We start from the raw sequence: 13,713 nt of genomic DNA on the forward strand, positions 1-13,713 counted from the left end.
CCCCCTTCATTAAATTGAAGTTTCTTTTTATTTCTTATTATTTTCCACCAGAATCATTTGCTGCATCTATAAGAGCATATAACTATATTAAATATTTAAAAGATTTTACTGAACCTGTTGTTCTAACAAAAAAATTGCCTTCAAAAATTTTAAAAGATAATTCTTTAATAGAGGATTTGATAAATGTAAAAATAGAGAGAGTTTTTGATTACTTAATTTTTTTAAAAATGCCTTTAGGAATCAGAAATAAAGGTGGAAGGGAATTAAAAAGATATTTAAGACCATTTTATAAAAGAGCAAAAATGCTTTTAAAGGAAGAAAATTTTAAATTCATATTTGTTACAATTCCGCCCTTTGAACTTTTAAAAGTTGCTCTATCCCTAAAAAGAAGATTTAATTTACCCCTTATATGTGAGATAAGGGATCCTGCAGATTTTGAGAGCGGAAAGAAATTTAAAAAATTTATTAAAAATTCAGAAAATATAGTTGATTTATTTATAGGTTCCCATTTTTATGTTTTGAAAAGTTTTGGTATAAAGGGCTATGTTTTGCATGGAGGCATAATAGAGTTTGAAAGGAGAGCTCATGAGGGATTTAACATAATTTATACAGGAACCCTAAAAAATGCTATGGAAAGTTTTGTAAGATTTGTGAAGTTTACAGAATCTATTAATTACAATCTTTATCTTTTGGGTCCTGAGGTAAGATTAAAAGATAAAAGAATTAAAAACATTGGCTATGTGGAATATAAAAATTTAAAAAATTATTTTGAAATTGCAGATTTATTTATAATTTTTAGGGATAGTGATACTAAAAATTATATTCCTCTTAAATTTTTTGAATATTCTGGAAGTTCTGTTCCTGTTCTTGCTTATTTTAAAAATTTTTCAAATCTTTTTTCTTACCTTGAGAAATATAAAAAAGGTAAGGGTTTTGTTTGGGGAGAAGAAGATAAAATGCTAAAATTTATTGAAGATATAAAAAAAGGTAAGTTATTTTTTGAAAAAGCTTTTAAACCCTGGAAGGATGTTTCTCTTGAGCTTTTAAAGGTAATAAATGAAAAAGTTCTTAACAGGAATAACCGTTTGTTTTAATAGCAGTGAAGTTATAATTAATTTAATTAATTCCATAAGGAAAATTTTAAATAATGAAATCGAATGGATAATTGTTGATTCAGGTTCAAAGGATAAAACCCCATCAATTTTAAAAAAAATAAAAAATGTTAAAATTTTCTTATTTAAAAAAAATATTGGCTTTTCAAAAGGTAATAATTTCGCTTTTAGATTGTCTTTAGGTGAATATGTTTTTTTCTGTAACCCTGACATTTCTTTTGATAAATCTAACTTTGAAAGAATTATCTATGAATTAAAAAAATATAAACCTCTGATTTTGGTTCCCCTTTTAAGAAAAGATGATAAATATTATTATTTTTTAAGAGCCTTACCCTCTATAGAAAATATACTGAGATTCAGATGGCATAAAGGGATAATTAAAAAGGTTGAAAAAATTCAACCTGCTTTTTCTGCAATTTTTTTAAAAAGAGAAGTTTTTGAAAAACTTTTTGGTTTTGATGAAAAATTTTTTGTTTATTTTACAGATGTTGAATTTTTTAAAAGATTTTATAATAAAGGATTTAAAGTTAAGGATATTTATTTTTCAAAAAATTACTTTTCCCACAAGGGTTCATCTATTCTTTTAAGTAGAAAAAATGAATTTTTGAAAAAATTTGATTTTGCGAGAGGTTTTTTAATTTATTTTTTAAAATATGGGAATTTAATTGAAAAAAATTTTTCTATTTTTTTATTTATTTTTTTGCTTTTAAGGGCTTTTTATTATTATTTTAAATGAAGTTTTTTTCTTTTAGGAAATTAAGAATTTCTTCCTCATTCATTTTTACTGGAAAAGTTTTTAAATTAAACCTAATATAAAAAATAAGTGAATTTGTATTTTTAATTTTCTTATTAATTATCTTAAATTCATTTTCCGCTTTATCAAATTGTTTTGTATGATATAAATATAAAAAATAAGGTATTCTATAAGTTGTTTGTCTATAAATATTTTCTTTGCAAATTTCAATTGCCTTTTTGAAATATTCCTCTGTTTTCTCATATTCTTCTTTTTTAAAATAAATTTTTGCAAGAAGCATATTTTTTTCACTTTCAAGAATTTTTCTTTCTGTCTGTAAGGATAGTGCAATCTCTAAGGCTTTTTCTGTATTGCAATTTATAAGATTGTAAAAAGATTCAAAAAGATTCATATCAAAGATAATTTCAGGATCTTTATATTCCTCATAAATTTCTTTTAACTTTTCATTAATTGAGTAAGCTTCTTCAAAATTCTCCATAAAAACATAGTAATCTCTTAGAACAGTGTAATATGTATTTAAATAGTAATAACTTTTTGATTTTTCAATTGATTTTTTCATTTCATTTAATGTACTTAAAGCCTTTTCTATGTTTCCAGAATAAAAATAGCTTTGAGATAACCAGCCGAGGGTATAGGCAATTAGGTCTTCATCAGATGTGTGACTTAAGGCTTCTTTATAATTTTTTTCAGCAAGTTCATATTCTCCTTTTCTTAGATAAATTGAGGCAAGGTTTGTAAGTAATAGGGAAAGTCCTCTTTTTGATATTTTAATATTTTTTGCTATTTTTAATGCTTCTTCATAAAATTTTTCTGCTTCTTCTAAATTTTCCTTCATTGAATTAATTGCTCCGAGTAGATTATTTAAGCGATAAAGAATTCTTTTTTCGATTTTTTCTTTATAGAAAAGGCCATTATAGGCATTTTTTTCTGCTTCTTCATAATTACTTAAATAGTATAATCCGGCTCCTTTCAGATAGTAATAAACACCCAAGTATAAAGGTTCCAGTTTATTTATATCAATTTTTTCAATCTCCTTCAGAGTTTCTTCAAATTTATGTTCTAAGAGATAGATCTGTGCTCTGATTAATATTATAAGGAAGTTCTGACGGATTTCTTCTGGTAATTTATCGAGAATTGGTTCTATTTCAAGGACTCTATTTGTTTCGAGTATATCTAAGAATTTTTTATTTAAAATATCAAGAATTTTTGAATAAAATTTTAGTTTTTCAAGATAAAAGAGTGCCTGGAAAAAATCTTCCTTTTCAAGGTAATATTCAATGGCGTTGTCAAGTATCCATTTTTTTAGCAATAGTCCCTTTGGGCTTTTTTCAAGTTCCTTTTGAAGGTATTCTCTGAAAAGGGGATTTAAGTAATAGTAGTCACCAGCTTTTTCTACAAAAAGGAATTTTTTAGTTATTTCATCAATAAATTTTTCTGGTTCTTTCAATCCAAAAATTCTTTCAAGGTCTTCTTTTTTAAATCTTTCAAGACAGGAAATTCCCATAACTAAGCTTTTTTTATCTGGTTCAAGAGACATAAATTTTTCTTTTAAAATATTTTCAATATAATCTGATTCTATTTTTTCTGGTATTATATTTTTAGATAAATACTCTGATAAGAAGATTCTTGTAAAAAGTCCATGTCCGCCAGTTTTTGACAAAATTTTCTCAATATCTTTTTTTTTGAAAGTTATATTATTCTTTATTAAAAAATCAATTACTTCTTCCTCGGTTAAAAGGAGATAGTTTCTATCAATCCTTTCTGTTTGGGTTTCAAGAGGTGTTTTTATTTCTTCTCTTGTTTCTATTAAAAAGCTTATTTCAGGGTTTGAATTTATACTTATATTCCATAATAAACTTTCAGTTTCAGACCCCTTTATTTCTTCAAATCTCTCAAATATAAAAAGTTTAATTTTTTTTTCTTCTCTGAAAAAATTAATAAGTGAATTTTTCATTCCCTCTAAGCTTTCCGCTTCACCTCTTATGAATTTTTCACTAAGTCTTCTAAGGAAATAAGCTGGTTTTTCGTCTTCCTTTGTTAAAACAAATCTTTCATAAGGAATTTTTGTTTCTAAAGTAAATTTCTCTATTAATTCACTTTTTAAAAGCCCTGGTTCTCCGCAGATTATTATATATTTTTTCCCTATGCTACTCTTTAATTTATTTAATGCTTTTAAGGGAATAAGATCTTTAATTACTTCCACCTATAAATTTTATTTTTTTTGATTTAAAATTTTCAATATAAAGGTTAAAATAGGTAAAAAAATCAATATAGAAAGATATAAGTAGTTTATTTTTTCAGTATAAATAAAAATACTTTTACTTGATAAAAAATTTAAAAGAAAAAAAATTGTTTTTTTTGTTATCTCTGTAAAAATTAAAAATCTTTCTGTCAAAAATCCAAAAGGTGAAATTAAACTTATTATTCCTCCAAGTATAGATAAAAAAATAAGGGGTGAGAGAATAATATTTGATAATGGAGCAATAAGTGAAATATTTTTGAAAAAAAAGTAAATATAAGGAAAAACAAATAGCTGTGCAGAAAGTGAAACAGAAAAGGGAAGGTATAAGAAGTTTCTTAAAAAATAGTTTTTAATTTTCATTTTGTTAAAAAGGGGGAATAAAACTATTATTCCTGTTGTTGCAAGATAGGATAGATGAAAGCCTGGGTCAAAAGCGCTTTCAGGGAAAAATGTAAGGGATAAAAGTCCAGCATTTCCCAGAATAGAAAGTGGATGTACCTTTATATTTAAAGAAAAAGTTAAAAGAAAAGATACTATCATTATATAGGATCTCAAAACAGAAGGTCTTAATGGAATAATTGATGTATAAAAAGTGAGTCCTAAAACTGAAAGTATCATCGCCTTTTTAAAGTTTAGTCTTAAAAAAATAAAAAAGAAAATAAAAATAGATGCTATTATTGCCATATGAAGACCTGAAATAGCAAGAAAGTGAAGTGTTCCTGTTTTTATAAATTTTTTTAAATTTTCTTTATTTAATTTGCTTCTTTCACCTAATAAAAGGGTAAGTAAGAATTCCTTTGTTTCCGATTCAAAGTTTTTTTCTATTTTGTTTTTAAAGTATTTGTTTAAATTTTTTAGCAAAATAGGATAATTCAAATTTTTACTTTCTTTTTCATTTAAATAAAAATGCAGACTTCCAAGTGGAATAAAGGTTAAATATTTAAATGGTGAAATTAAAAATATTAAAAAAACTAAAATACTCAAAAAAAAATTTTTAATGTTTTTACCTAAAATTATTCCAGAAAAAAAGAGTATAAAGATAATAAAACTTGGGTATTTTTTAAATATTTGCATTTTTAAAAAATATATGGTATTTTATAGAGATTTATTTTAAAGGTTCAAATCCTAAAGTTTTTTAATCAAAAGGAGTTTTTAAGATGCGTCTCACAGGTCGTGTAAAGTGGTTCAACGCAAAAAAAGGATATGGATTCATTGTTCCTGACGATGGATCTGAAGAGCTTTTTGTCCATTACTCGGACATAGAGATAGATGGATTTAAAACCTTAAGACAGGGTGAAGCTGTGAGTTTTGAAAAAGTAGATTCACCAAAAGGCCCCAAGGCTGTAAAAGTAAAAAGAGCCTAAATAGAATTTTATAGTTCTATAAAGGGTGGAAAAAATTGGGTTGGTGGGTTTCCCAAATTCAGGGAAATCCACCTTCTTTTATATTGTAACAGGGAAGGAAGTAGAGAGAAATATCTATCCATTCACAACCATTGGTAAAAATGAAGGAAAGGCAGAGATTGAAGATGAGCTTTTAAAAAAACTCGCTCTTAAGGCTCAGTCAAAGGAGATAAGAAATTTTAAGATAAATGTTTATGATATTGCAGGGATAATTGAGGGTGCCCATAAAGGAGAAGGTCTTGGTAATGAGTTTCTTTCTTATATAAGAGAAGCTGATTTATTAATATTTATTTTAAGGGGTTTTAGTGATGAAAGAGTTTCTTCTTATTTAAAAGAAATAAATCCTGATAAGGAAAGAGAAATTCTTTTAATAGAACTTTCTATTTCAGATATGGAAAGAATAGAAAAAAAATTGAAAGAGAAAAATTTAAATAAGGATTTAAGGGAAAAATTAATTGAAGCAAAGGAAAAAATTGAAAAGGGTCTTGAACCAGAAGATATAAAAGATTTTCCCCTTTTAATGGCAAAGAAGAAGATTTTTGTTATAAATTCTGATGATAAAAAGAAAGATTATAAACTTGATATTAAGGATAAATATTTTATTTCTCCTTTAAAAATATATGAAGAATTAAAAGATCTAAGTGAAGAAGAAAGGGAAGAAATTTTAAAAGAATTAAAAAAAGAAGGTTTTTCTTCTCCCTTTGAAATTCTGGAATATACCTTTAATTTTCTTGGGTTTATAAGATTTTATACATTAAAGGGTGAGATTGCAAGTGCCTTTCCACTTAAAAAAGGAAAGAATGCTTATGAAGCAGCAGGTAAGATTCATAGTGATATTCAGAAGGGATTTATAAAAGTAGAAGTTGCAAACCCTTTTGACTTTCTTGAAATTCCTTCTTGGAAAGAACTTAAGGAAAAGGGAAAAATAGAGATTCACGGACCGGATTATATTGTTAAGGATAGAGATATTCTTGAATTTAAGTTTAGTTCAACTGTATAATTAACTTTTAAACTTGTCTCAGGACCCGTAGGTAAAAATTACGGGTTCCATACCCAACCTGAGACATTTTAAACAAAAGGAGGAAAAATTGCGAGAGTATGAAATGATGTTTATTTTAGACCCTGAACTGGATGTTGAGAAAAGAAAGGAAATCTATAATAAATTGGAAAATCTTATAAAGGAAAATGGTGGAGAAATTTTAAAGGTGGATGACTGGGGAATCAGGGAGTTTGCTTATCCTATAAGGCATAAAAATTCCGGTTTTTACAGTGTATGGGAATTTAAATCAGGTCCAGAGCTTCCCATTTTTTTAAGAAATCAGATTCGTCTGATTAGAGAAATATTTCGTGTAATGATATTGAGAAAGGAAAATGTAAAATCTTTTAAAGGAAAGAAGGAGGTGGAAGTTGGCTGATATAAAGATTCCGAATATGAATTTAGTAATTCTTTCAGGGAGACTTGTCCAGAGTCCTGAAATAAGATTTACCCCTCAGGGTAGGGCAATATCAAGATTTAGGCTTGCTTCTACTAGACCTTACAGAGATCCTTCAACAGGTGATTGGAAAGAGGATACTCTTTTTATAAATGTAGTAACCTTTGGTGCGCTTGCTGAAAGAGTAAACCAGAAACTTTCTAAAGGTTCACCTGTTTTTATTGAAGGTAGATTACAATCAAGAACCTTTGAGACTCAAAATGGTGAAAAAAGGAGTGTTGTTGAAGTTGTTGGTTTAAGGGTTCAATTTTTAGAAAAGGAAAAGACAGAAGAGATATCTGTTGCACCTGAAGAAGAATTACCACCTGAGGAGATACCACCTGAGGATGATTTACCTTTTTAAAAGGAGGGAAAATATGAAATCAAAAAAATGTAGGTTTTGTAAAGAAGGAATAGGAATAATAGATTACAAAGATGTTGAAACTTTGAAAAATTATCTTACTCCAAGAGGTAAGATAATGACAATAAGACAGACAAAGCTCTGTGCATACCATCAGAGGAAGCTTGCCCTTGCATTAAAAAGAGCAAGACAGATGGCACTTTTACCATTTGTAAAAGAATATGTAATCTAATTATGAAGGTTATACTTTTGAAAGATATAAAAGGACTTGGTAAAGAAGGTGAGATAAAAGTAGTAAAAGATGGATTTGCTAGAAATTTTTTGATACCAAAGGGTTTAGCAGTTCCGGCAACGGAAGGTATAATAAGGCATTTAAAGGAAGTTGAAAAACAGAAATTAAATAAAGAAAAGCATTTAATAGAACAGGCAGAAAGGCTTAAAGATTCTTTATCTTCAATATCTATTTCCTTTACCTTAAAGGGTAAAGAAAAAACTTACGGAGCTGTGACAAAGGTTGATATAGTTAAAGCCCTTGAAGAAAGAGGTTTTAAAAATATTGAAAAGACTCAGATTGAACTTGATTCACCTTTAAAAGAACCAGGTTTATATGAAATTCCAATAAAACTTTACAAAAATATTGAAGGAATAATAAAGGTCTGGGTTATAAGGGAAGAATCTTGAATTCTTTTTTTTTCTGGCATTTAACTTTTGCTCATTTTCTTACAGATTATCCTCTTCAAACAGATAAACTTTTTGAAAAGAAAACTAAAAGTGTCTTAGGCATTTTAATTCATGGTCTTTTGCTTTTTTCTTCAATGTTCTTATTTCTTTTGCCTTTTTCTTTTTCTTTAAATGTTCTTTTTGGGATTATTCTTATAACAATTTTGCATATACTTCAGGATAAATTTAAGGTATTCTTATCTTATAGAGAAGAAATTGGAGAAAATTTTTTTTATTATGTAATTGATCAGCTATTGCATATATTTATCATTTTCATTTTTTCTAAGTATTATTCGCTTCCTGAAGTAAAGGAAAAGGGTTTATGGTTTGAGCCCTTTTTTTTTAAAATTTTAACATTTATTATTATTGTTACTTATGCTTACTGGATTCTTTTATATTCAATAGAATATACATTTTTTAAGTACAATAATCTTATTCAGGGAAAAATGAAATTTTGGGGATTTGTTGAAAGGGGTTCTTCCTTTTTTCTTTATTTTTTAAATCCTTTTCTTTCTTTAATTCCTTTTATTTCAACCCTTTATTTTATATTTAACTTTAAAGAAAAAGAAGTTAAGTTTTTTTATGTTTTTAGATCTTTTTCAGGTATAATTTTAACAATTTTGACTGCTTTTTTATTTTATAATTTTATATTATGAATGAACCTCAAATTGTAGAAGTAGAAGTTTTTTCAATTTATCAACAAACCCTTGGTCCTGAGGGTGCTTTAAGTGAAGAGACTTTTGTGGTTGTTTTAAAAGAGAAAAACAGGAACCGTTTTCTTCCCATATGGATTGGAAAACCAGAGGCACAAGCAATTTATATGGGTATGAAAGGTATAGTTTATGAAAGACCTTTAACCCATGATTTGATTAAATCAATTCTTGATGCTTTTGATATTCAGTTAGAGAAAATTATTATTAATGCTTTAAAAGATACAACTTATTATGCAAGACTTCTGTTTAAAGATAAAGAAGGAAACATTTATTCTATTGATGCAAGACCCTCTGATTCAATAGCAATTGCTTTAAGAACAGGCTCAAAGATTTTTGTAGCTGAGGAAATTATGCAAAAAGGTGAAGAATTTGATTTAAAAGAGGGATTTTAATAATTTTAAAAAAGGAGGGAACCATGAAGGAGTATTTAAATTACATTGATGGTAAATGGAAACCTTCAAAGTCAGGGAAGTTTTTTGAAAATAGAAATCCTGCAAACTGGGATGAAGTTATTGGAATTTTCCCTAAATCAGTAAGAGAAGATGTAGAAGAAGCTGTTTTAGCTGCAAAAAAGGCTTTTAAGATGTGGTCAAAAGTTCCAGCACCTAAGAGAGCTGAAGTAATGAGAAAAGCTGCTCAAATTCTTCTTGAAAGAAAAGAAGAAGTTGCTAAACTTCTTGCAAGGGAAAATGGAAAGATAATGAAGGAGGCAAGAGGTGATGTACAGGAAGGAATTGATACTGCTTTCTATGCCTTTGGAGAAGGAAGAAGACTATTCTCTTATAACACTCCCTCAGAACTTCCTGATAAATTTGCTTTGACATTCAGAATGCCTGTTGGTGTTTTTGCTGTTATAACACCATGGAATTTTCCAATTGCTCTTCCTGCATGGAAAATTTTCCCTGCTCTTTTAGCAGGTAATACTCTTGTTTTTAAACCACCTTCTGATGCTCCAGCCTGTGCTTACGAACTTGTTAAGATTTTAGAAGAAGCAGGAGCACCTCCTGGTGTTATAAATCTTGTATTCGGAGGAGGTAGTGAAGTTGGAGAAATTTTACTTTCTCATCCTGATATAAGGGGTGTTGCTTTTACTGGTTCTTCAGAAGTAGGTTCTAGAATAGCAGAGGTTGCTGGAAAAAATCTTAAGAAAGTTTCCCTTGAACTTGGTGGTAAGAATGCCCAAATTGTCATGCCTGATGCAAATCTTGAACTTGCCCTTGAAGGAGCCTTATGGGGAGCTTATGCAACAGCAGGTCAGAGATGCACTGCTACATCAAGGATAATTGTTCATCAGGATATTTATGATAAGTTTATTGAGATGTTTGTGGAGAGAGCAAAGCTTTTAAAAATCGGAAACCCTCTTGATGAAAGAACTGAAATGGGTCCTGTTATTAATGAAGCTCAGAGGAATAAGATTCATTCATATGTAGAAATTGGTAATAAGGAAGGTGCAAAACTTATTCTTGGTGGAGAACCTTTAAAGGGAGATGAATATGATAAAGGTTTCTTTTATAAACCTACTGTATTTAAAGATGCTGAACCTTCTATGAGGATCTGTCAGGAAGAGATATTTGGACCTGTTGTTGCTTTTATAAAGGCTAAAAATCTTGATGAGGCTATTGATATATTAAATGGAACAAAATATGGTCTTTCTTCTTCAATTTATACACAGGATATAAATAATGCAATGAAAGCAATAGAGAAGATTGAAGCTGGTATTACTTATGTAAATGGACCAACAATAGGAGCAGAGTGTCATCTTCCCTTTGGAGGAATAAAGGCTACTGGTAATGGACACAGGGAAGGCGGGTGGACGGTTTATGATATTTTTACAGAGATAAAAACAGTTTATATAGATTATTCAGGAAAACTTCAAAAAGCTCAGATTGATACATGGGAAAATAAATAACTTTTGACATTTATAAAAATTTGACTTAAAATAAAAATAATTTATAAAGGGTTTAAAGGAAAAAATATAAAAAATTTAATTAGGGGAGCAAGTTTATATAATATATATAGGTTAAGAAGGAGGTATAAATGTTTAAATTTTTATTAATAATATGGGGGTTAACTCCCCCCTCTTTACCTTTTGAGGGTAAAATAACACCCTCACTAAGAGAAAAATTAAAATCTCTTTTACAGAATGATAGAATACATGTTGTTGTCCATCTTTCTGATATTTATCCCTATGAAGAAATAGAGATTCTTTCAACAGAAGAAAAAGTTCGGTTTTTTAAGGAATATTCCAAAAATTCTCAGTCAAAAGTAATAAAATGGCTTGAAGATAATTTTAAGGGTGAATATGAAATTTTAATGCAGAATTTTGCTTATAATGGTTTTCATATGGAGGCTACTAAAAAAGTTATTTATGCACTTGAAAAAAATGATGATATCTGGTTTATAGATGAAAATCGCGAGGTAAAGATAATATACACAAAAACTGAAAAGGATAATACCTATCCAGCAGCTATTGAGTGGAATGTTTCAAAGGTTAAAGCTGATTCCTGCTGGTATGCTGGTTATAATGGACAGGATGTTATAATAGGTCATATTGATACAGGGGTAGAGGTATCTCATCCTGCTCTTTCAGGTAAATGGGTTACAGGTTACTGGTTTGATGGTGTAAATGGAAATCCTAATCCATATGATGATAACGGACATGGAACCCATACAATGGGAACTATTCTCGGAGGAGATGGTCCTGGTCCTTTTACAGAAGATATAGGAGTTGCTCCTGGTGCGAAATTTGTTACAGCCAAGGCTTTTACTTCTGGCGGTTCTGGAAATTATGCAACTATAGACCCATGTATGGACTCAATGGTTTCGTGGAAAGCAAGGGTTGATATAAGGGCTGTTTCAAACTCATGGGGAGGTTCTGGAACTGATACCCACTGGTGGCAGGTTGTTTATACTTGGCTTTCCCTTGGTATGCTTCCTGTTTTTGCAGCAGGAAATGAAGGATTTTCTGGTCTAAGAGCCCCTGGAAGTTATCCCCATAATTTATGTGTTGGTGCAACTGATATAAATGATAATATTGCAAGTTTTTCAAGTAGAGGACCAGCACCAAATCAATCGCCTTGGAATGATACAACCTATTGGTTAAGAAATGACTGGAACTTTATTAAACCACAGATAAGCGCACCTGGGGTAAATGTTCGGTCCTCTGTTCCAGGTGGGGGTTATGGAGCCTTGAATGGAACTTCAATGGCAACTCCCCATGTAGCCGGTGCAGTTGCAATTATTGTTCAAAAAAATAATCTGCTTACACCAAAACAGATATACAGTTTAATAATTGATTATCCTGACAAACCTACTCAGGGTTCACCTTATCCAAATAATAATTATGGATGGGGTAGATTGAATATATGGAAAGCCTTAAAAAATACTCCTTTACCGAATAGACCCTCTATTTTATTTTCAAGGTATAGAGTTGATGATGAAAATGGTAATGGAAACGGTATATTTGACCCGGGTGAAACTGTAAATCTTTTTATTACATTGAGAAATATAGGTATTAATGCCACAAATGTAAACGCTGTTTTAAAAACTTCAGACTCATATGTTAGTGTTTTAGACTCAACTGCACTTTATCCTGATATGCCTGCAGAAAGTTCAAAGGTAAACATTGATCCTTTTGTTGTGACATCTTCACCTTCAACTCCACTGGGATATCAGGCTCCCATGGTTCTTAAAATAAATTCCAATGATTCTATCTATGATTTCAGAAATTTCAATTTGAAGGTTGGACTTATACCAGTTCTTTACGGAAATCATGATGTTGGTGAAATTTTGCTAACAGTCACAGCTCTTGGAGCAATAGGATTTACAAATAGTAACCAGAATGAAGGTAGTGGACTTCATTATCCTAAAAATAGTCAAAATTATCTTAAAATTGGTTCAATCTGGGCTGGTAATTCAAATACCTATGTCTTAAACACAGACTATTCAGCTGATAACGCAGATTGGATGTATTTACCAAATGGATTATTACAGATAGGAGCCACTAAATATTCAGATCAGGATGCAAGTGCAAGGTATGATGATTCAGGACACCCCAATTCAAGAGGTGTTGAGGTGCATCAGGAAAGTTTTGCCTGGGCCCTTCCACCCTATAACGATTTTATAATTTTTAAATACACAATAAAAAATAACTGGAATTACGATTTGATTGATTTTTACTCAGGAATGTTTCTTGATATTGATATAAGTCCAAATTCTGATACAGGTGGAAGAGATCTTGGAAGGAAAGCTATTTATTTAAGTAATGGTAACCCTACTCATAACAAATGTCTTGGAATTGCACTTCTTGAACCACAGAACCCGAGAAATATAACATTTATACAGAATTCCGTTTATGTTGACCCTAATGGCTATATCACGGATGCCTATAAATTTCAATTTCTTAAGGGTTTAATTGGAATTCCTAATACATACCAGAAGGATAACTGGTCTACTCTTATTTCAGCGGGTCCATTTACAATCCCTTCAGGTGATAGTATTGTTTTAGCATTTGCTGTTGTTGCAGGTGATAGTCTTTTTGATTTTCAGGGAAATGCTGATACTGCAAGAGATGTCTGGAATGGATTAAGTATTAGAGAAAAACCTGTTTCCTTTATTTATTCAAATAGTCCTTATATCATATCAACTTTTGGTTTAAAAAATAATGAATTAAAACTTTTTGTTCCTCACTCAGGTAAATATTATGTTTCAATTTATAACCAAACAGGTAGAAGACTCGGTAAAACCTTTAAATTTTATGAAAAAGAGGGAATTTATACCCTTTCACTTTCAGAAATTATTTCAAAATCAAATAAACTATCCAAGGGCACTTACTTTATAAAACTTAGCTCGAATTCAAGGGACTTTTTAGGTAAGTTTATTATATTTAAATGAAAGTTAATGAAGGGTTTAATCCCCTGAAAAAATAAGGAGGAAA

The 13,713-nt window shown here is 29.5% G+C and carries 14 protein-coding genes; 12 read left to right on the forward strand and 2 right to left on the reverse strand.

Annotation, left to right across the window (positions count from 1 at the left end; translation table 11 throughout):
- Positions 1-14: 14 nt before the first annotated feature.
- A complete protein-coding gene (locus ABIN17_02790; protein MEO0283982.1) occupies positions 15-1,094 on the forward strand; it encodes a hypothetical protein in 1,080 nt (359 codons plus the stop codon).
- A complete protein-coding gene (locus tag ABIN17_02795) occupies positions 1,057-1,848 on the forward strand; it encodes a glycosyltransferase (protein MEO0283983.1) in 792 nt (263 codons plus the stop codon). The genes ABIN17_02790 and ABIN17_02795 overlap by 38 nt, the downstream gene beginning before the upstream one ends.
- Here the strand turns inward: ABIN17_02795 and ABIN17_02800 are convergent.
- Positions 1,841-4,069 carry a tetratricopeptide repeat protein gene (locus ABIN17_02800; GenBank protein MEO0283984.1) on the reverse strand — a complete coding sequence of 743 codons (2,229 nt, stop codon included), beginning with the start codon at positions 4,067-4,069 and terminating at the stop codon, positions 1,841-1,843. The two genes, ABIN17_02795 and ABIN17_02800, sit on opposite strands and share 8 nt — an antisense overlap.
- A 9-nt stretch (positions 4,070-4,078) precedes the next feature.
- Entirely contained in the window at positions 4,079-5,092 is a 1,014-nt protein-coding gene (locus tag ABIN17_02805; GenBank protein ID MEO0283985.1) for a ComEC/Rec2 family competence protein, read from the reverse strand.
- A gap of 173 nt (positions 5,093-5,265) precedes the next feature.
- On the opposite strand from ABIN17_02805, the gene ABIN17_02810 reads away from it, so the two are divergent.
- From ABIN17_02810 to ABIN17_02855, 10 genes are all read left to right on the forward strand, one after another.
- The gene (locus ABIN17_02810) at positions 5,266-5,472 is read left to right on the forward strand and encodes a cold-shock protein (protein MEO0283986.1); all 207 of its coding nucleotides are present in this window, start codon (positions 5,266-5,268) and stop codon (positions 5,470-5,472) included.
- A gap of 43 nt (positions 5,473-5,515) precedes the next feature.
- Positions 5,516-6,511, forward strand: coding sequence for a DUF933 domain-containing protein (locus tag ABIN17_02815; protein ID MEO0283987.1), 996 nt, complete (start codon positions 5,516-5,518; stop codon positions 6,509-6,511).
- 88 nt (positions 6,512-6,599) lie between these two features.
- On the forward strand, positions 6,600-6,926 hold the full coding sequence (rpsF, locus tag ABIN17_02820; protein MEO0283988.1) for a 30S ribosomal protein S6: 327 nt from the start codon (positions 6,600-6,602) through the stop codon (positions 6,924-6,926).
- Positions 6,919-7,347: a single-stranded DNA-binding protein gene (locus tag ABIN17_02825; protein ID MEO0283989.1), complete on the forward strand. Its 429-nt coding sequence runs from the start codon at positions 6,919-6,921 to the stop codon at positions 7,345-7,347. The genes rpsF and ABIN17_02825 overlap by 8 nt, the downstream gene beginning before the upstream one ends.
- Entirely contained in the window at positions 7,331-7,576 is a 246-nt protein-coding gene (rpsR, locus tag ABIN17_02830; protein MEO0283990.1) for a 30S ribosomal protein S18, read from the forward strand. The genes ABIN17_02825 and rpsR overlap by 17 nt, the downstream gene beginning before the upstream one ends.
- 2 nt (positions 7,577-7,578) lie before the next feature.
- Positions 7,579-8,025, forward strand: a complete 447-nt coding sequence (gene rplI / locus ABIN17_02835) for a 50S ribosomal protein L9 (protein ID MEO0283991.1) — start codon at positions 7,579-7,581, stop codon at positions 8,023-8,025.
- Positions 8,022-8,720 carry a DUF3307 domain-containing protein gene (locus ABIN17_02840; protein ID MEO0283992.1) on the forward strand — a complete coding sequence of 233 codons (699 nt, stop codon included), beginning with the start codon at positions 8,022-8,024 and terminating at the stop codon, positions 8,718-8,720. Before rplI ends, ABIN17_02840 begins: the two co-directional genes overlap by 4 nt.
- Positions 8,717-9,169, forward strand: a complete 453-nt coding sequence (locus tag ABIN17_02845; protein ID MEO0283993.1) for a bifunctional nuclease family protein — start codon at positions 8,717-8,719, stop codon at positions 9,167-9,169. The genes ABIN17_02840 and ABIN17_02845 overlap by 4 nt, the downstream gene beginning before the upstream one ends.
- 23 nt (positions 9,170-9,192) lie before the next feature.
- The gene (locus ABIN17_02850) at positions 9,193-10,686 is read left to right on the forward strand and encodes an aldehyde dehydrogenase family protein (protein MEO0283994.1); all 1,494 of its coding nucleotides are present in this window, start codon (positions 9,193-9,195) and stop codon (positions 10,684-10,686) included.
- A gap of 128 nt (positions 10,687-10,814) precedes the next feature.
- Positions 10,815-13,670 (forward strand): S8 family serine peptidase, encoded by a 2,856-nt coding sequence (locus tag ABIN17_02855; GenBank protein MEO0283995.1) that lies wholly within the window; start codon positions 10,815-10,817, stop codon positions 13,668-13,670.
- The last annotated feature ends 43 nt before the right edge of the window (positions 13,671-13,713 follow it).

This window comes from candidate division WOR-3 bacterium (assembly GCA_039803925.1).
GTDB lineage: Bacteria > Hydrothermota > Hydrothermia > Hydrothermales > JAJRUZ01 > JBCNVI01.

What these genes read in the sequence shown, in the direction of transcription:
- ABIN17_02845 (MEO0283993.1), top strand. Translation starts at nt 8,717, where the DNA reads ATGAATGAACCTCAAATTGTAGAAGTAGAAGTTTTTTCAATTTATCAA.
- ABIN17_02795 (MEO0283983.1), top strand. Translation starts at nt 1,057, where the DNA reads ATGAAAAAGTTCTTAACAGGAATAACCGTTTGTTTTAATAGCAGTGAA.
- ABIN17_02855 (MEO0283995.1), top strand. Translation starts at nt 10,815, where the DNA reads ATGTTTAAATTTTTATTAATAATATGGGGGTTAACTCCCCCCTCTTTA.
- ABIN17_02850 (MEO0283994.1), top strand. Translation starts at nt 9,193, where the DNA reads ATGAAGGAGTATTTAAATTACATTGATGGTAAATGGAAACCTTCAAAG.
- rplI (MEO0283991.1), top strand. Translation starts at nt 7,579, where the DNA reads ATGAAGGTTATACTTTTGAAAGATATAAAAGGACTTGGTAAAGAAGGT.
- ABIN17_02810 (MEO0283986.1), top strand. Translation starts at nt 5,266, where the DNA reads ATGCGTCTCACAGGTCGTGTAAAGTGGTTCAACGCAAAAAAAGGATAT.
- rpsR (MEO0283990.1), top strand. Translation starts at nt 7,331, where the DNA reads ATGATTTACCTTTTTAAAAGGAGGGAAAATATGAAATCAAAAAAATGT.